The 16,666-nt window shown below is 58.6% G+C and carries 19 protein-coding genes and 1 pseudogene; 15 read left to right on the forward strand and 5 right to left on the reverse strand.

What is annotated here, in order from left to right:
* Positions 1-78 precede the first annotated feature (78 nt).
* The 12 genes and pseudogenes from GH784_RS00500 to GH784_RS27345 all read left to right on the forward strand — a co-directional run.
* A complete protein-coding gene (locus tag GH784_RS00500; RefSeq protein WP_003511500.1) occupies positions 79-1,257 on the forward strand; it encodes an iron-containing alcohol dehydrogenase in 1,179 nt (392 codons plus the stop codon).
* Positions 1,258-1,375: 118 nt separating this feature from the next.
* Positions 1,376-1,978 (forward strand): amino acid synthesis family protein, encoded by a 603-nt coding sequence (locus tag GH784_RS00505; protein WP_003511499.1) that lies wholly within the window; start codon positions 1,376-1,378, stop codon positions 1,976-1,978.
* Between the two features lie 11 nt (positions 1,979-1,989).
* Entirely contained in the window at positions 1,990-2,835 is an 846-nt protein-coding gene (locus tag GH784_RS00510) for an alpha/beta fold hydrolase (RefSeq protein WP_013761895.1), read from the forward strand.
* Positions 2,832-3,770 carry a flavin reductase family protein gene (locus GH784_RS00515; protein WP_013761894.1) on the forward strand — a complete coding sequence of 313 codons (939 nt, stop codon included), beginning with the start codon at positions 2,832-2,834 and terminating at the stop codon, positions 3,768-3,770. The genes GH784_RS00510 and GH784_RS00515 overlap by 4 nt, the downstream gene beginning before the upstream one ends.
* On the forward strand, positions 3,767-4,807 hold the full coding sequence (locus GH784_RS00520) for an LLM class flavin-dependent oxidoreductase (RefSeq protein WP_013761893.1): 1,041 nt from the start codon (positions 3,767-3,769) through the stop codon (positions 4,805-4,807). The genes GH784_RS00515 and GH784_RS00520 overlap by 4 nt, the downstream gene beginning before the upstream one ends.
* Positions 4,808-4,811: 4 nt before the next feature.
* Positions 4,812-6,278, forward strand: a complete 1,467-nt coding sequence (locus GH784_RS00525) for an aldehyde dehydrogenase (RefSeq protein WP_041694706.1) — start codon at positions 4,812-4,814, stop codon at positions 6,276-6,278.
* 4 nt (positions 6,279-6,282) lie between these two features.
* Positions 6,283-6,597, forward strand: coding sequence for an NIPSNAP family protein (locus tag GH784_RS00530; protein ID WP_013761891.1), 315 nt, complete (start codon positions 6,283-6,285; stop codon positions 6,595-6,597).
* A gap of 56 nt (positions 6,598-6,653) precedes the next feature.
* Positions 6,654-7,664: an ABC transporter substrate-binding protein gene (locus tag GH784_RS00535; RefSeq protein WP_013761890.1), complete on the forward strand. Its 1,011-nt coding sequence runs from the start codon at positions 6,654-6,656 to the stop codon at positions 7,662-7,664.
* A 109-nt stretch (positions 7,665-7,773) separates the two neighbouring features.
* Positions 7,774-8,601: an ABC transporter permease gene (locus GH784_RS00540; protein WP_370647636.1), complete on the forward strand. Its 828-nt coding sequence runs from the start codon at positions 7,774-7,776 to the stop codon at positions 8,599-8,601.
* 1 nt (position 8,602) lies between these two features.
* Positions 8,603-9,403: an ABC transporter permease gene (locus tag GH784_RS00545; RefSeq protein ID WP_013761889.1), complete on the forward strand. Its 801-nt coding sequence runs from the start codon at positions 8,603-8,605 to the stop codon at positions 9,401-9,403.
* Entirely contained in the window at positions 9,400-10,482 is a 1,083-nt protein-coding gene (locus GH784_RS00550; protein ID WP_153793132.1) for an ABC transporter ATP-binding protein, read from the forward strand. The genes GH784_RS00545 and GH784_RS00550 overlap by 4 nt, the downstream gene beginning before the upstream one ends.
* Before the next feature lie 36 nt (positions 10,483-10,518).
* Positions 10,519-10,653: pseudogene (locus GH784_RS27345) on the forward strand (aldehyde dehydrogenase family protein); the annotation flags it as partial.
* A 38-nt stretch (positions 10,654-10,691) separates the two neighbouring features.
* On the opposite strand, the gene GH784_RS00560 reads toward GH784_RS27345, so the two are convergent.
* The 3 genes from GH784_RS00560 to GH784_RS00570 all read right to left on the reverse strand — a co-directional run bounded on the left by GH784_RS00560 (position 10,692) and on the right by GH784_RS00570 (position 12,826).
* Complete coding sequence (locus GH784_RS00560) at positions 10,692-11,321, reverse strand: LysE family translocator (protein WP_003511488.1); 630 nt, start codon at positions 11,319-11,321, stop codon at positions 10,692-10,694.
* The gene (locus GH784_RS00565) at positions 11,321-11,776 is read right to left on the reverse strand and encodes an Lrp/AsnC family transcriptional regulator (RefSeq protein ID WP_013761886.1); all 456 of its coding nucleotides are present in this window, start codon (positions 11,774-11,776) and stop codon (positions 11,321-11,323) included. The genes GH784_RS00560 and GH784_RS00565 overlap by 1 nt, the downstream gene beginning before the upstream one ends.
* A gap of 147 nt (positions 11,777-11,923) precedes the next feature.
* The gene (locus GH784_RS00570; protein WP_013761885.1) at positions 11,924-12,826 is read right to left on the reverse strand and encodes a LysR substrate-binding domain-containing protein; all 903 of its coding nucleotides are present in this window, start codon (positions 12,824-12,826) and stop codon (positions 11,924-11,926) included.
* A gap of 107 nt (positions 12,827-12,933) precedes the next feature.
* On the opposite strand from GH784_RS00570, the gene GH784_RS00575 reads away from it, so the two are divergent.
* Genes GH784_RS00575 through GH784_RS00585 form a run of 3 tightly spaced genes read left to right on the forward strand, consistent with a single transcriptional unit; the run spans position 12,934 to position 14,338 of the window.
* Positions 12,934-13,335 carry a tautomerase family protein gene (locus GH784_RS00575; protein WP_013761884.1) on the forward strand — a complete coding sequence of 134 codons (402 nt, stop codon included), beginning with the start codon at positions 12,934-12,936 and terminating at the stop codon, positions 13,333-13,335.
* The gene (locus tag GH784_RS00580; protein WP_013761883.1) at positions 13,332-13,766 is read left to right on the forward strand and encodes a cupin domain-containing protein; all 435 of its coding nucleotides are present in this window, start codon (positions 13,332-13,334) and stop codon (positions 13,764-13,766) included. Before GH784_RS00575 ends, GH784_RS00580 begins: the two co-directional genes overlap by 4 nt.
* Entirely contained in the window at positions 13,763-14,338 is a 576-nt protein-coding gene (locus GH784_RS00585; protein ID WP_013761882.1) for a DUF4865 family protein, read from the forward strand. The genes GH784_RS00580 and GH784_RS00585 overlap by 4 nt, the downstream gene beginning before the upstream one ends.
* A gap of 47 nt (positions 14,339-14,385) precedes the next feature.
* On the opposite strand, the gene GH784_RS00590 is transcribed toward GH784_RS00585, so the two are convergent.
* Positions 14,386-15,417 (reverse strand): fatty acid desaturase, encoded by a 1,032-nt coding sequence (locus GH784_RS00590; protein ID WP_013761881.1) that lies wholly within the window; start codon positions 15,415-15,417, stop codon positions 14,386-14,388.
* A 598-nt stretch (positions 15,418-16,015) separates the two neighbouring features.
* The gene (locus GH784_RS00595; RefSeq protein ID WP_003511481.1) at positions 16,016-16,630 is read right to left on the reverse strand and encodes a TetR/AcrR family transcriptional regulator; all 615 of its coding nucleotides are present in this window, start codon (positions 16,628-16,630) and stop codon (positions 16,016-16,018) included.
* Positions 16,631-16,666 lie beyond the last annotated feature (36 nt).

Consider the following 16,666-nt stretch of genomic DNA (forward strand, 5'->3'; position numbering starts at 1 on the left):
GGATGACGAAGTCCCGCTTCAGATCGTGTGCCTTAGGCCGTTCCGAACAACGCAGAATGATAGTGGCGGAGAACCGCAATGATAAACCGTGTCCTGATGCCTCGCGAAATGCTCATCGGCGGTGGCAGCCGTTTCCGATTGCCGTCACTGTTGAAATCTCTGGGGGTGAAACGCCCTCTGCTCGTCTGCGATCCAGTCATGCAGAAACTCGGCCATGCGGATGCGCTTTTGCAGGCGCTTGGCGGCGAGGGTATCGATGCCGCCATTTTTGCGGATGTCGTGGAAGATCCAACGGATATATCCATCGCCACACTGGTGAAACGCGTTTCCGGGGGCGGTCATGATGGTCTCGTCGCACTCGGCGGTGGTAGCGCCATGGATACGGCGAAAGCAGGTGCCATCGTTGCAACCAGTGGCGAAGAGCTGCGGGCGCTGAAAGTTCCAAGGATCGTGGATTTTGCCGTCATGCCGGTAATTGCCATACCCACAACCGCAGGAACCGGATCGGAAGTAACACGCGCCGCTGTCGTGACGGATACGGCTGCCAGCGAAAAAATGCTCATCCTCGGCACTGCCGCTTTGCCCGTTGCGGCGATCATCGATTACGAGCTGACGCTGACCTGCCCTTACCGCGTCACGGTCGATACCGGCATAGATGCGCTAACCCATGCGCTGGAAGCGCTGGTCAACCGCAACGGTAATGCCCATTCCGAGGCGTTGGCGCTGTCCGCGCTGAAACTGATCGGGGCAAATCTCGAAAAAGTCGCGAACGACCCGCAAAACCGGGAAGCACGCGAAGCGATGATGCTCGGGGCGACGCATGCGGGTCTTGCCGTTTCCAACACATCCACAGCGTTGATCCACGGCCTCAGCCGGCCGGTCGGTGCCTTTTTCCATGTTCCGCACGGCATGTCGAATGCGATGGTGCTGCCGTTGGTCACACAATTTTCGTTGAATTCCGCTCTACCGCAATATGCCGCCGCCGCCCGCGCACTTGGTTGCGCGAGTTCGACGGACAGTGACCAGATAGCAGGCGCAAAGATGGTGGAGGCTTTCATCGGCCTGAACAGGCGGTTGAAGGTGCCGACCCCGCAGGAATTCGGTATCGACAAAACCCGCTATCTCGATCTTTTGCCGGAGATGGTGCGGCAAGGCCTCGCCTCCGGCACACCGGCAAATAACCCACGGGTTCCGACGGCAGCGGAAATGACGCGCCTTTACGAACTGGCCTTTGACGGCCGCATGGAAGGCCCTTGAGCCATAACATCCTGTAAGAATTGTCATTTTTCGCAACTTCAAGCCACAGATTTCCGCCACTTGACACTTACATATTATGGCATACCATAAGACATCATATTTATCGGAGAGAACGCCAATGCCCATCCAGATCCGTAAGACCCTGTTGCAGGTCGAAACAACGTTGATTGAAGGAGGCAAGGCCGCAGCGACACCTTTGAAGCTGTTCACCGCCATCGCGGTCGTGAAAAATCCCTGGGCTGGAAAAGGCTTCGTGGATGACCTCAAACCGGAAATCCACGCCGGGGCGCCGGTGCTGGGCGAACTGCTGACGAAGATGATCCTCGATGCCGTGGGTTCCGGCGAAGCGGTGGAGGCCTATGGCAAGGCGGCCGTTGTCGGGCTGGATGGTGAGATCGAACATGCCTCCGCGCTCATTCACACGCTGCGTTTCGGCAATCACTATCGTCAGGCTGTGGGTGCCAAGTCCTATCTGGCCTTCTGCAATACGCGTGGTCCCGGCAATGCGCCGATCATGATCCCGTTAATGGACAAGAACGATGAAGGCCGCCGTTCGCACTACCTGACTATCCAGACCTCCGTTCCCGATGCTCCGGCTGCCGACGAGATCGTCGTGGCGCTCGGTGCTTCAGTCGGCGGCAGGCCTCATCACCGCATCGGCGACCGCTATCAGGATCTGAAGGATCTCGGTCAGGATGTCGCCAACCCGGCGGGCGTTTGAGGGTGATGCAAATGCAGGAGGCCGCCACCACGTCACGGGTCAATGCTGCAAAGGCAGGTGCTGCTGTGCTCCCTCGCAAGGTGACCGAGGGCGGGGCGGCCTATTTCGAGGCAGGCGCCGGTGAAGACCTGATCCTCATCCACGGCGTGGGAATGCGGCTGGAAGCCTGGAAGCCGCAGATCGAAATCTTTTCAAAGACGCACCGTGTCATCGCGGTAGATATGCCGGGGCATGGCGGCAGTGAACGCCTGCCAGCGGGCAGCTCGCTCAAGGATTTTGTCGGCTGGTTCGGCCGGTTTCTTGACGATATGCGGATCGCGCGTGCCAATGTGGCTGGGCACTCCATGGGTGCGCTGATTTCCGGCGGTGCCGCTGCAACCTTTGGAGATCGAATTGCGCGCGTTGGTTATCTGAACGGCGTCTACCGCCGTGATCCGGCCGCGAAGGCTGCGGTTCTTGCACGCGCGGCTGCCATCCGGACCACTGGCGTGGACAAGGAAGGCCCTTTGTTACGCTGGTTCGGCGACGATCCAAAGAGCCAGCAGGCGCGGGAGTTGACGCGGGGCTGGCTGGAAATGGTCGATCCCGAAGGTTACGCGGTTGCCTATACCGCATTTGCGGACGGCGACGAGACCTATGCGGATCGGTGGCCCTCGGTCATCTGCCCGGCTCTTTTCCTGACGGGTTCGGACGATCCCAATTCGACGCCTTTGATGGCCGAGCAGATGGCGGCGATCACACCGCGCGGTTACGCCCGCGTCGTTGAGGCGCACCGGCATATGGTCAACCTGACCGCACCTGAAACTGTCAATGCAATGATGGCCGAATGGCTGGCTTTAGAGGAGGAGCCGCAATGACTGTTGCAACCCTTGATCCGCGCGCTTTGCGCGATGCATTCGGCGCTTTCGTAACGGGAGTAACGATCGTGACCACCCGGGACGATGCAGGAAAGCCCATCGGTTTTACCGCCAACTCCTTCACCTCGGTTTCGCTCGATCCGCCGTTGCTGCTGATCTGCCTTGCCCGCAGCTCGCGCAATTTCATGACGATGACCGGCACCAAAAACTTCGCGGTCAATATTCTGTCGGAAAGCCAGAAGGACCTCTCCAACACCTTCGCCCGGCCGGTCGAAGACCGTTTCGCCACCGCCAGCTGGTTGGATGCGCCGAAGGGCTCCCCGGTCTTTGCAGACGTCGCGGCCTGGTTCGAATGTTCGATGCAGGAGGTTATCGAGGCCGGCGATCATGTCATTCTGCTCGGCCGTATCGAGGCTTTCGACAATAGCGGCCTGAACGGCCTCGGTTATGCGCGCGGCGGCTATTTCACGCCGATGCTGGCTGCAAAGGCGGTATCGGCAGCGGCAGAGGGCGATATCGTCGTGGGCGCCGTTCTGGAACGGCGCGGCGAGATTTACCTCGTTGGCGACGACGTGCTGTCGCTTCCCGGCTGTGTCGTGGCAAGTGGCGATCCGGTCGCGGCGCTGACATCACGTCTCGAAGACCTGACGGGTCTCTCCGTCAAAACGGGATTTCTCTACTCGGTTTATGAGAACAAGACGGATGGGCGCCAACACGTCGTCTATCACGCGCTTGCCGATGGCGATCAAGCGCCGCGCGAGGGCCGATTTCTGTTGCCCGGCGCGCTGGCTTCGGCAAAATTCGACTCCGGCGCTACGGCGGATATCGTCAATCGTTTCGTGCTGGAAAGCTCGATCGGCAACTTCGGCGTCTATGTCGGTAACGAGACTGCCGGCAAGGTTCATCCCATCTCCATGAAGGGGCCAAAACCATGAAATTCTCCCTCTTCGTTCACATGGAGCGGCTGGACGCCTCCCAGGACCACAAGACACTCTACGAGGAGTTCGTGACACTATGCGAGATCGCCGATCGTGGTGGCATGCATGCCATCTGGACCGGCGAACATCACGGCATGGATTTCACCATAGCGCCCAACCCCTTTGTAACGATCGCCGATCTGGCGCGGCGTACGAAGACGGCACGCCTGGGTACGGGAACGGTGATCGCGCCTTTCTGGCACCCGATCAAGCTTGCCGGAGAAGCGGCGATGGCGGATCTGATCTGTGACGGCCGTCTTGATATCGGCATCGCGCGTGGCGCCTATTCGTTCGAATATGAGCGGCTGCTTCCAGGCCTCGATGCCTGGGGCGCCGGCCAGCGGATGCGCGAGCTTATTCCGGCTGTCAAAGGGGTTTGGGCGGGTGACTACACCCACGACGGCGAATTCTTCAAGTTCCCGGCCACCACATCGGCTCCCAAACCGCTGCAGCAGCCTTTTCCGCCCATCTGGGTGGCGGCGCGTGATCCGAATTCGCATGAATTCGCTGTCGCCAATGATTGCAATGTTCAGGTGACGCCGCTCTGGCAAGGCGATGACGAGGTGGAAACCCTGATGGGCCGCTTCAACGATGCCTGTGCGAAAAATCCGGATAAACAGCGGCCGAAAATCATGCTGCTGCGCCACACCTATGTCGGTTCCGGTGAAGCCGATATTGCCCAGGCGGCCCATGAGATGAGCGTCTATTACAACTACTTCTTTGCATGGTTCAAAAACGAAAAGCCCGTTCATCAGGGGCTGATCGAGCGTATTGCGCCGGAGGAGATTGCCGCAAACGCCATGCTTTCCGGTGATGTCATGCGCAAGAACAACGTTGTCGGCGATGCCGATGAAGTCATTACCCGGCTTAAGGCCTACGAGGCCATGGGCTACGACGAATATTCCTTCTGGATCGATACCGGCATGAGCTTCGAGCGCAAGAAGGCCTCGCTGGAACGCTTCCTTTCCGATGTCATGCCGGCTTTCAAGGAGTAAGATGATGCGCCGTTTCCAGTGTTACATCGACGGGCGCTTCGAGGATGGTGAGGCGAGCTTTTCGAGCCTCGACCCGGCAACCGGTGAACCTTGGGCAGAAATGCCGGAAAGCCGCGAAGCGGATATTAGCCGCGCCGTCGAGGCCGCGCATCGGGCGCTTTATGACGATGCCGCCTGGTCGAAACTGACGGCGACGCAACGCGGCAAGCTGCTCTATCGGCTTGCCGATCTGGTTGCCGAAAATGCAAAGACGCTTGCCGAGCTCGAAACCCGTGACACCGGCAAGATTATCCGCGAGACCTCGGCGCAGATTGCCTATGTCGCGGACTATTATCGCTATTATGCGGGCTTGGCTGACAAGATCGAGGGCGCTTACCTGCCGATCGACAAGCCGGACATGGATGTCTGGCTGCGGCGCGAGCCCGTGGGTGTGGTGGCCGCGATCGTCCCGTGGAACAGCCAGCTTTTTCTGGCAGCCGTTAAAATCGGCCCGGCGCTCGCTGCCGGCTGCACAATCGTCATCAAGGCCTCGGAAGATGGACCGGCGCCGCTTCTGGAGTTCGCCCGGCTGGTGCAGGAGGCTGGTTTTCCTGCCGGCGTCGTCAATATAGTCACTGGTTTCGGTGCGTCCTGCGGCACGGCACTCACCACGCACCCGAAGGTGGCCCATATCGCCTTTACCGGCGGGCCGGAAACGGCGCGTCACATCGTTCGCAACTCGGCCGAAAATCTTGCCTCCACGTCGCTCGAACTCGGCGGCAAATCGCCAATCCTCGTCTTTGCCGACGCCGATCTCGAAAGCGCCGCCAATGCGCAGGTCGCGGGAATTTTCGCGGCGACCGGTCAGAGTTGTGTTGCCGGATCACGGCTGATTGTCGATAGAAGCGTGAAGGATCGCTTTCTCGGGATTTTGAAGGCGAAGGCCGAAGCGATCCGCATCGGCTCGCCGCTGGACATGGCAACGGAAGTGGGGCCGCTCGCGACCGAGCGGCAGCGCAAGCATATTGTCTCTCTGGTCTCTGCTTCCGAAAAAGCCGGTGCGAAGGTGGTGACGGGCGGTGTGGCGGTGGATGGCGCTGGTTATTTCTACCCGCCGACCATTCTCGATTGTGACGGCATTCGTTCGCCGTCCATGGAAAGGGAATTCTTCGGCCCGGTTCTTTCGGTTGTTTCCTTCGAAACCGAGGCGGAAGCGATCGCTTTGGCCAATGACACGGTCTATGGCCTCGCCTCGGGCGTCTTCACGCAGAACCTGACGCGCGCCCATCGGCTGATGAAGGCGATCCGCGCCGGTGTGGTTTGGGTGAACACCTATCGCGCCGTCTCACCGATTGCGCCTTTCGGCGGTTTCGGTCTTTCCGGTGATGGTCGCGAAGGCGGGCTTGCGGCAGCGCTCGATTACACGCGCACGAAGACCATATGGCTTAGAACCTCCGATGACCCGATCCCCGATCCATTCGTGATGCGGTGACGCGATGTTTTACGAGATCCGCAGCTACCGGCTGAAGAACGGCGCCATTCCGGCCTACCTTGGGGTTGTCGAAGAGGAAGGCATCGAAATCCAGAAAAGCCATCTGGGCGAGCTGGTGGGTTACTTCTTTTCCGAGATCGGGCCGATCAATGAAATTGTCCACATCTGGGCCTTTTCCAGCCTGGATGACCGCGAGGAGCGGCGCGCAAAGCTGATGGCCGATCCGCGCTGGTTATCCTTCCTGCCGAAAATCCGCGACCTCATTGAAGTCGCCGAAAACAAGATCATGAAGCCGGCGCCTTTTTCACCGCTGAAGTGAATCTGCCGGCCGCGAAGTGCATGCCAACAACAAGCTCTAAAACGGAGTAAGGGAACATGAGATCGAAACTGGTATTGATGACATGCGCAGCAATTTTCGCCCTGGGCGCATCCGCACAGGCGAATGATCTGGTTTTTTCCAGCTGGGGAGGAACCACGCAGGACGCGCAGAAGGCGGCCTGGGCCGAAAAATTCATGGTGGCGACAGGCATCAACGTGCTTCAGGATGGCCCGACGGACTATGGCAAGCTTAAAGCCATGGTCGAGGCGAACGGCGTGACATGGGATGTGGTCGACGTGGAGGGCGACTACGCCGCGCAGGCCGGGCCTAAGGGCCTGCTGGAGAAGCTTGATTTCGCCGTCATCGACAAAACGAAGCTCGACCCTCGTTTCGTCACTGATTACTCCGTCGGAAGCTTCTATTATTCCTTCGTCATCGGCTGCAATGTCGATGCTGTAGCCGCCTGCCCCAAGAGCTGGGCCGACCTTTTCGATACGGCAAAGTTCCCCGGCAAGCGCACCTTTTACAAGTGGTCCGCACCGGGTGTGATCGAAGCAGCCCTGCTGGCCGATGGGGTTGCCGCCGACAAGCTATACCCGCTTGATCTCGATCGCGCCTTCAAGAAGCTGGACACGATCAAATCCGATATCATCTGGTGGTCTGGCGGTGCGCAATCGCAGCAGTTGATCGCTTCTGCGGAGGCGCCCTTCGGCAGTGTCTGGAACGGCCGCATGACAGCGCTTGAGAAAAGCGGTGTGAAGGTGGAGACCTCCTGGGAGCAGAACATCACGGCAGCGGATTCCCTCGTGGTTCCCAAGGGAACGAAGAACAAGGACGCCGCGATGAAGTTCATCGCTCTTGCGACCTCCGCGCAGGCGCAGGCGGATATGGCGTCTGCCACGGGTTATGCCCCGGTCAATGTCGAATCCGCAAAGCTGATGGATCCGGAAACGGCAAAGTCCCTGCCCGACCAGCAGACAGCGAGCCAGGTCAATGCCGACATGAACTACTGGGCGCAACATCGTGACGAGATCGGTGAGCGCTGGTACGCCTGGCAGGCCAAGTAAGGCAACGGCGCGGGCAGCCAAAAGCGCCCGCGCAAATTTTCACCTCCGGGGAGGTTTGGGCATGGTCTCGCTTACCGATGAAACAGAAAGCCCGAAGACGAAGGTGCGGATGCCCTTCCGGCCCGGCAATTTTGCCGCCACCCTGCCGGCATTCGTTCTGCTTGCCCTGTTCTTCGTCGTGCCGGTTATCATCCTGCTGTCGCGCAGCGTTACCGAGCCTGTTCTGGGCTTTGGCAATTACGCCGCATTGCTGGGCAGCTCCACCTACCTGAAGATTTTCTTCAATACATTCGCGGTCTCGGCGCTGGTCACGCTCGTAACGCTGGTCATCGGTTTTCCTGTCGCGTGGGCGCTTGCCATCATGCCGTCGCGGCTTGCCTCCGTCGTTTTCGCAATTTTGCTTCTGTCCATGTGGACCAACCTTCTGGCACGCACCTATGCCTGGATGGTGCTGTTGCAGCGGACGGGTGTCGTCAACAAGACGCTGATGGGCCTTGGCATCATCGACAAGCCGCTTGCACTGGTCAACAACCTGACCGGCGTCACGATCGGCATGACCTATATCATGCTGCCATTCATCATCATTCCGCTCTATGGCGTCATCCGCAAGATCGATCCGGCCATTCTCCAGGCGGCGGCGCTGTGCGGGGCAACCCGCTTTCAGGCGCTGACCCGCGTTCTCATTCCACTTGCCGCTCCGGGTATGATCTCCGGTGCGCTGATGGTGTTCGTCATGTCGCTTGGCTATTTCGTCACCCCGGCGCTGCTGGGCGGCACGGCGAACATGATGCTGGCCGAGCTTATCGCGCAATTCGTGCAGTCTCTCGTCAACTGGGGCATGGGCGGCGCAGCGGCGCTGGTGCTTCTGGTGGTGACGCTGACGCTTTACGCAATCCAGCTGAAATTCTTCGGCGCGGCCGGGGCAGGGGGTCGCTGACATGCTTTTGAACTACAACAGCCTTGGCGCATGGAAGTGGCTGCTCCTTTTCATCACGGTGCTGACAGCGGCATTCCTTATCCTGCCGATTGTCTTCATCGCCGCTTTGTCCTTCGGCTCGTCGCAATGGCTGATCTTTCCGCCGCCCGGCTGGACGCTGAAATGGTATGCGGATTTCTTTGCCGATCCGAGGTGGCTGGATGCTGCCTGGACAAGCCTGCGTATCGCCGTGATGGTCACAGTCCTGTCGGTGTTGATCGGCCTCGTGGCCTCCTTCGGCCTGGTGCGGGGGCGTTTCATCGGGCGCGAGGGTCTGCGGGCTTTGTTCATGACGCCGATGATCCTGCCTGTCGTGGTGCTGGCGGTGGCGCTTTATGCTTTTTTCCTGAAGCTCGGCCTTGCGGGCACCACCACGGGCTTTGTCATTGCCCATCTTGTCGTGGCGCTGCCTTTCTCCATTCTGGCGTTGACCAGCGCGCTCGAGGGTTTCGATAAATCGATCGAAGACGCTGCAGTGCTATGCGGCGCGAGCCCGCTGCAGGCCAAAATCCGCATCACCTTGCCGGCCATCAGCCATGGCCTGTTCTCAGCCGCGATCTTTTCTTTCCTCACTTCCTGGGATGAGGTGGTGCTGGCGATCTTCATGGCAAGTCCAACGTTGCAGACGCTGCCGGTGAAAATCTGGGCGACGCTGCGGCAGGATCTGACGCCGGTGATCGCCGCTGCATCGACGCTTCTCATCGCGGTGACCATCATTCTCATGCTGCTTGTCGCGGCTGTGCGAAAAGGATTGAAAACATGACCAAACCGCTCCTGCAAATTCGCGGCATCGCCAAGCAATACGGACCGGTCGTCGCCGTTCAGGACGTCAATCTCGAGGTGCAGCCGGGCGAGTTCATGACGTTTCTCGGACCATCCGGTTCGGGCAAGAGCACGACGCTCTACATTCTGGCCGGTTTCGAACAGCCGACGGCGGGCGACATCCTGCTGAACGGCGAAAGCCTGCTCTCCACGCCGTCGCACAAGCGCAATATCGGCATGGTCTTCCAGCGTTACACGCTGTTTCCGCATCTGTCTGTTGGCGAGAATATCGCCTTTCCGCTGAAAGTGCGCCGAAAGAGCAAGGCGGAAATCGATGCGAAGGTGAAGGATATGCTCAGGCTCGTTCGTCTCGAAGGTTTCGAGGACAGAAAGCCTGCGCAGATGTCGGGCGGCCAGCAGCAGCGCGTGGCCTTGGCAAGGGCGCTCGCTTATGATCCGCCGGTTCTTCTGATGGACGAGCCGCTCTCGGCGCTCGACAAGAAGCTCAGGGAAGAGATCCAGTTCGAAATCCGTCGCATCCACCAGCAGACGGAAGTAACGATCCTTTACGTCACCCACGATCAGGAGGAGGCCTTGCGTCTCTCCGACCGGATCGCGGTGTTTTCAAAAGGCGTGATTGACCAGATCGGTACGGGGCCGGAGCTTTACGCTCACCCCACCACCCGCTTCGTGGCCGAATTCATCGGTGACAGCGACTTCATCGCCTGCGATCTCCTCGCCGCCTCGGGCGGCAAGGCGACGGTTTCGCTCGGGCAGAATATCGTCTTTGACCAAATTCCGGTTCATGGCGAAGCTGCGCCGGGAAAAAAGGCGGCGCTGATGCTGCGTCCGGAGCGTTTACAGCTCAGCCGCAACAGGCCGGGCTCTTACGCCGGTTTTCAGGCCACCGTCAGCGATATCACCTTCCTTGGCAACAACGTCCATGTCGTCGCCCATACAGGTTCGGGAGAGACCTTTGCCGTGCGCCTGCCATTTGGCCATGAGGCGATTTCGGGCCTCAACCGTGGTGATCTCGTGCATCTGGCCTTCGATCCCGCGTCGGCGCAGGTTTTCTGTTGAGGGTCGGAAATATGCATCTTAATGATCCCATGCTCGTCGGCGAGCACGGGAGGACATCTCTACCGGCAATGCGCGCCGACCATCAAGAAACTGGGACTGGAACTTTGCGGCAATGCGCCCTTCATCGTCGACGACGCCGATCTCGATGCGGCCGTGGAGGGAGCGCCGATTTTCCCAGAAGTTGGAGCCGCAGAAAAAACCGTTGCATTTCAATGAGCCATCATGCCCCAGGCAAGTGAACCTAGGGCAAAAAGCCCGAATAAGACAAGGATCACTCCGGACAGGCGGGAAACCCAGCGGGCAAAGGTGGTGGGAAGGCGCTGCCGGGCAAATGCAACGCCGCCGCTCAACATGAACCACCACAATAAAGACCCTAGAAAAACGCCCGCGACCACAAAAAAAGCGCTCGTCGCTCCCGATGCGTCAGCAAGGCCGAGACCCGCGAAAATTGCTGCAAAGGACAGAATCGTCATGGGGTTGGTAATCGTCAGGAAAAAGGTCGCGGTGATGGTGCCGAGCAGATCGCGCGCTCCAACCTTGGCCGCTTCTGCCAGAGGTTTGGGCCTCAGGCTTTTCCAGCCGAGCCACAGCATGAAAAGGCCGCCGACGATTTTGAGCGGCGTATCGATTGTCGCGAGGGTCGCCGCGAAAGCGGAAAAGCCGAGTGCTGCGAGGCTGGCATACACGGCATCCGCCAGAGCAGTCCCAAGGCCACCTGCCACTCCCGCCCAGAACCCGCGCTCAAGGGTCCGGTTGATGCAGAGGGCGCCAATGGGGCCGAGCGGGGCTGCGACCGCAAGGCCCAGCACAATGCTTTTCAAAACGAGCATCAGTTCCATCAGTCCACGCTTTCCTTCGGCATAAATGGTCCCGGCACGACAGAAGACAGGGCGATGATCGTTTCGGTACGGGCAAGGAACCCGTTCTGTTTCATTGTCGCCAGAAAGGTTTCGATCTCCGCCAGCGACCCGACGTGAACTTTGACGAGGTAGGACCACTGCCCGGTCACATGGTGACATTCCGCAATAGCGGACTGCGACGCCGCATAGACACGAAACGCGGCCTCGTCCGCATCCGGCGCCAACGCGATCCACACGAAGGCGATCACGGGCAAATCGAATGCGGATGGATCGGCATCAACGGTGATGCGACGGATCGCCCCGCTGGCCGTCAGGCGTCGGATGCGCTCGTTCACGGCCGAAGCGGAAAGCTCCACGACATTTCCGATATCGGCCAGAGAGCGGCGGGCGTCTTCTGCAAGAAGACTGATGATTTTGCGGTCTGTTGAATCCATTTCCGCAGATAATCATGTTTATTGTGATAATGAAAGATATTATGCGGAATTTTTGTGAATCGAGCGCAAGCCTTTAAACCGAGCCAAGAATCCCCTGCAGCTTCGCCGTGCCTGTAATCTTGGCGGAAGCTCATGCTATTTCAGCGATTACGGTCGCACTATCCATGCTTCCGGCAGCGTTTCCTGCAAGGCTTGGCGGATGATCGTGGCGAGATGGGCGCTGATTGGATTTTCGTCTTTTCCGGAGCGAAGAAGGCTGAGCCCCAGCGACGGGAGTTGTGGCAAACCATTGGTGAGTGGATCGAGAACCCGTACGGAAGGCGGCCGGCCGAACGGTGTGCGAAGTGCGATGCCAAGGCCTGCGGCTGTCGCAGCCCACAACCCGCCGAGGCTAGGGCTGACGAATGCAATGCGCCAGGCGATACGCTGTTGATCAAGGTGGTTGCAGGCAATGCTACGTAAAAGGCACGGCGCTTCCAAGACTGCAAGTGGCAGCGGCTCTTTCCCGCCGGTCTGCCAGACAGTTTCTGTTTCCGCCGCGCCCAGCCAGCACAGTGGCATGGATGCAACCGTTTCAGCCGGCGAAGCCGTGTCGTCATTCCAAGCCAAGGCGAGGTCAAGATGGCCGGACTCGACCTTCTCCCGCAATTCGCTATTGCGAGCGATGCGCCCTTCGATCCGAACCCGCGGATGGGCCCGTGCGAAACGGCCCAGCACCTGCGGCAACACGGTTTCTCCGAAATCTTCCTGAATCCCGAGGCGGATCCAGCCTGCGAGTTCCGGCCCGCGAACGGCGCTGATCGCCTCGTCATTCAGGCTCAATATGCGGCGGGCATAGGACAGCAGCACTTCGCCGCTCTCGGTCAGCGCCAGCCCCCGGCCGGATTTGCGCACCAGAGCGGTTTCGGTCTGGTCCTCCAGCTTCTTGAGTTGTGCGCTGACCGCAGAGGTCGAACGCCCCAGTCTGTCTGCGGCCTGCGCGAACGACCCGCTCTCGATGCCAATCACGAAACTGCGGAGCGCGTCCAGATCCAAATGGGTAAGGCGCAAATTAAATGTCCCTAAAATCAGGACGTAATGTCCTGAATAATTTGATTTTCAGGATGATGATGTCGTTTCATAGTGTGGCTGTCAATCCTCTTGAACGGAGCGCATCCATGCCTTTCACCCGAATATCTTTGCTTGCGGGCAAATCCACCGACTATCTCAAGGCGGTTTCCGACAGTCTCGACCGCGCGCTTGTCGACTGCTTTGACGTTCCGGAAAACGACCGCTTCGCTGCAATCCACCAGCACCAACCGGGCGAACTGATCTTCGACCGAACATATCGCGGCGGCCCTCGGTCGGATGATTTCATTTTCTTTCATATCACCACCGGCAAGACGCGATCGCCGGAAACCAAGGCGCGCTTCTATGCGAGGCTCGTCGAAAACCTGGCGGTGTCGCCCGGTGTGAGGCCGGAGGATGTGATGGTCGCCATCGTCAACTCGACGTTTGATGACTGGTCCTTTGCATCAGGCGTTTCAACAGGCACACCAGCGGATGGGAGTGGCCGATGACCGATTTTTTCGAGATGCAACCGGCCTGTCCATCCACCATGAGCGTGCGTCGAGCCGGTGACGGAATAGTTGCGGCACCTGAGGGTATCTCCAGCGGATCCTTCCTCGTCCAGATGCTGTTATCGAGCCGGATCGATGGCGAGATGACGGCAATGCGCGCTTTTGTGCCGCCGGGGGTCGTGACCCATTGGCACAGTCATCCGCGCGGCCAGCTTCTCTTCGTGCTGGATGGCATCGGTCTCGTCCAACGCAAGGGTGACGATCCGTGTGAAGTCCGTGCCGGAGATGCGGTGTGGTTTGCGCCCGGCGAAGCCCATTGGCATGGCGCCGCGCCGTCCTGTCCCTTCAGCTATCTCAGCGTCCAGCCGGTCAGGAGTGGAACTGCCGTCCACTGGATGGAACCTGTCAAAAAAGAGGAGAGCACGTCATGATCGCCATGCAATACAGCTTCACGCTGCCTGCCGGCTACGACATGACGATCATAGACCGGCGCATAAGGGAGAAGGGGCCGCTGCTCGATGGCTTTCCACGCCTGCGTTTCAAGGCCTATCTTTCAGCGAGAAAGCAGGATGCCGGCTTCACCAGTGCTGAAAATCTCTACGCGCCGTTCTATCTCTGGGATGAGCCAGAAGGGATAGACAGCTTCTTGTCCGGTCCAGGTTTTGCGGTTCTGACACGGGACTTCGGCTGGCCGTCGGTGCAGACGTGGCTGGTCTGGCACGCCGACCACGTACCTGATCTTACAGCTTCGCGATATGCCACACGGGAGGCTCGGTCCATAGCGCCCCATTGTGATCTGGCCAAGCTGCGCGATACTGCGACCGCGGACGCGCGTTCAGCAATCAGGGCCGGCGCGCTCGCGGCCATAGCCGCATTCGATCCAACAAAATGGCTGCTGCTACAGTTCAACCTCTGGCCGACAGTGCCGGCCGTTACTGAAACAATGCAAACCTACACTGTTGGCCACGTCTCATTGGGGTCGGTTCTGCATTTAGCGGAATGATATCTCACGCACCGGCGCAAGGGGTATTGCGTCGCTCCAGCTCTCATCTATTGCGGTTGCTTTTCTGCCTCACGTAGCGAAATCAGCCGTTTGGTGGATTCGTCCCACAGAATGAGCTTTACGCAGCCCAAGCTGTCGCGAAGGCTGATGCGACCAAGTTTCGCAAGCTCCGGGTAGTCGTGCAGAATCTCTGGCAACCTGTAAAAAGGTACCTTGCTCGACAAATGGTGGACATGGTGCATGCCGATATTGCCGGTGATCCAACGCAGCGGACCCGGCAGATCGTAATACGAGGCGCCATGCATCGCCGCATGGGGAAAAGTCCATTCCGGAGGCTTGGACCAGTGGGTTTCTTCAAACTGGTGCTGGACATAAAACAGCCAGACACCTGCTGACCCGGCAAGCAGCACTATCGGCAGATGAACCAACAGAAAAGGCACGAGCCCTATCGCCCAGATAAGAAGAATGGCCAATACGGCCACACCGGCATTTGTTGCCATTGTCGAAATCCAGGGCAACGCTCCAGACCGCATCATGCCAAACGGTAGCCTTTGTTTGAATAGAAACAGGAAAGCAGGACCGATGCCGAACATCACCAGCGGATGCCTGTACAAGCGATAACCGAGTTTTCCGCGCGGGGAGAGCGCACGATATTCGGTCACGGTCAGAGTTGTAATGTCGCCAACCCCTCGCTCATCGAGATTGCCGGCTGACGCATGGTGTTCCGCATGCGCGCGGCGCCAATAGTCGTAGGGCGTCAGCGTCAGGATACCGATTGCGCGACCCGTCCAGTCATCCCATCGACGGCGCCCGAAAAAAGAGCCGTGTCCGCAATCGTGTTGCAGTATGAAGAGCCTCAACAGGAATCCGGCTGCGGGGATCACCAGAAGCAGGCCAAGCCAGTAACCAAAATGAATCGATACCGACGCTGCTGCCCAAAGGAATACAAAGGGAACAAGCGTCACGGCAAGTTCGTACAAGCTGCGGCCGGTCCGGGGTTTGCGATAATTCGAAAGTATTTTAAGCAGGGCCTTTTCACTCGCGCCGCCAGGTAATTGGGCTGTTAACGTCGCGGTCATGGTTGATAGCAATCCTTCTGGTCGCCTGCATTTCGAAAAAAGTGTTCACCGCGCTGGCGGTCGTTTTCTGGAATAGCCCGATCTCGAGCCAACACGCGTTGCCGCGGCGGTTCCGCGCTCTGCTCGGCGCGGGCATTCACTGTTTTGTTCATAAATGTTCGAGCTGTAAGCTCGCTCCTGAAATCTGAAACGGTTAATTAAGTCGATCTGCTCGGCGAGGATCTCGCACAACTCTGCGCGGCTGGAACCTGTTCTGTCTAATTGTACCGGCGCTGTTTGCACAGAGGGGCAGGGTGACCTCAAATTGATTGAAGGGTACTAGAATTTAATCGGCACTGGCATTCTCGCGCAGGAGCATAGCTCGACTCGGCAACTAAAATCGCTGAAAAGTTGGAGTGGTGAGCGGTTCTCGGCAGCAGGATGGCAATTACTCGTTCAAATACGAGCAATATGCTCGAGGCAACAAACCCTTACCGCAGCATTGTGGCTGTATCGCGCCCGACATGTAAGGTTTCTTGCGATGTATCAGATCGCAGCATCAGGGGTCATCGAAAGCTAATTTTCTTTGTCAAAGCCGGGTCTGGCAGGAGAGTGCCGCTTATGCCAGCAGCCCGCGCATGATCAGTTCGAGATGAATCTTCAGAACGACCTGCTTGTCCAGACTGCGCCGATCGTCGAAAATCAACCGGAAAACCAATGTTCCGACTATGGGTGACATGACGACCTTGGCCAGTTCGGTGGGGTTGGCTCTAAACCTTTTTTTCGCCACGCCATCTTCGAGGATCGTATTGATCCGCTCGAATACCGGCGCCATCACCACGTCATGGTGCTGGTCGATGAGATCGGGGAATTTTGCTCCTTCCGCAACGATGAAGCGAAACAGTTCCCGCATCTTTCTATTGTCGACAAGGGCGTCGAACAGGAATTCAAGAAGCATCCGAAGCTCCTCGACGGGATCATCCGACGTGCGTGCGTAGGCCTTGAATGCCTCCTGAAAAGGTGCCGAGGCATGCCTGATCATCGCCTCGAAAAGAGCCTCCTTGGTTTCGAAATAGACGTAGACCGTGCCTTTCGTCACTCCCACCCGCTCGGCAATGTCCTCCACCCGCGTGGCCGTAAATCCTCTCTTGGTGAATTCCTCGAATGCGGCGTCGAGAATTTCCAACGGACGTTGTATCTTCTGTTCTGCGCGTGTCAGTTTTGCTTTTGCCATAACCCCGGATCCCTACGTATTCTTTCGGCACTTGCC

Source organism: Agrobacterium tumefaciens (genome assembly GCF_009649785.1).
GTDB classification, from domain to species: Bacteria; Pseudomonadota; Alphaproteobacteria; order Rhizobiales; family Rhizobiaceae; genus Agrobacterium; species Agrobacterium tumefaciens.

Coding starts and splice junctions, on each gene's coding strand:
- GH784_RS00500 (WP_003511500.1), top strand. CDS start 79: ATGATAAACCGTGTCCTGATGCCTCGCGAAATGCTCATCGGCGGTGGC.
- GH784_RS00505 (WP_003511499.1), top strand. CDS start 1,376: ATGCCCATCCAGATCCGTAAGACCCTGTTGCAGGTCGAAACAACGTTG.
- GH784_RS00510 (WP_013761895.1), top strand. CDS start 1,990: ATGCAGGAGGCCGCCACCACGTCACGGGTCAATGCTGCAAAGGCAGGT.
- GH784_RS00515 (WP_013761894.1), top strand. CDS start 2,832: ATGACTGTTGCAACCCTTGATCCGCGCGCTTTGCGCGATGCATTCGGC.
- GH784_RS00520 (WP_013761893.1), top strand. CDS start 3,767: ATGAAATTCTCCCTCTTCGTTCACATGGAGCGGCTGGACGCCTCCCAG.
- GH784_RS00525 (WP_041694706.1), top strand. CDS start 4,812: ATGCGCCGTTTCCAGTGTTACATCGACGGGCGCTTCGAGGATGGTGAG.
- GH784_RS00530 (WP_013761891.1), top strand. CDS start 6,283: ATGTTTTACGAGATCCGCAGCTACCGGCTGAAGAACGGCGCCATTCCG.
- GH784_RS00535 (WP_013761890.1), top strand. CDS start 6,654: ATGAGATCGAAACTGGTATTGATGACATGCGCAGCAATTTTCGCCCTG.
- GH784_RS00540 (WP_370647636.1), top strand. CDS start 7,774: ATGCCCTTCCGGCCCGGCAATTTTGCCGCCACCCTGCCGGCATTCGTT.
- GH784_RS00545 (WP_013761889.1), top strand. CDS start 8,603: ATGCTTTTGAACTACAACAGCCTTGGCGCATGGAAGTGGCTGCTCCTT.
- GH784_RS00550 (WP_153793132.1), top strand. CDS start 9,400: ATGACCAAACCGCTCCTGCAAATTCGCGGCATCGCCAAGCAATACGGA.
- GH784_RS00560 (WP_003511488.1), bottom strand. CDS start 11,321: ATGGAACTGATGCTCGTTTTGAAAAGCATTGTGCTGGGCCTTGCGGTC.
- GH784_RS00565 (WP_013761886.1), bottom strand. CDS start 11,776: ATGGATTCAACAGACCGCAAAATCATCAGTCTTCTTGCAGAAGACGCC.
- GH784_RS00575 (WP_013761884.1), top strand. CDS start 12,934: ATGCCTTTCACCCGAATATCTTTGCTTGCGGGCAAATCCACCGACTAT.
- GH784_RS00580 (WP_013761883.1), top strand. CDS start 13,332: ATGACCGATTTTTTCGAGATGCAACCGGCCTGTCCATCCACCATGAGC.
- GH784_RS00585 (WP_013761882.1), top strand. CDS start 13,763: ATGATCGCCATGCAATACAGCTTCACGCTGCCTGCCGGCTACGACATG.
- GH784_RS00590 (WP_013761881.1), bottom strand. CDS start 15,417: ATGACCGCGACGTTAACAGCCCAATTACCTGGCGGCGCGAGTGAAAAG.
- GH784_RS00595 (WP_003511481.1), bottom strand. CDS start 16,630: ATGGCAAAAGCAAAACTGACACGCGCAGAACAGAAGATACAACGTCCG.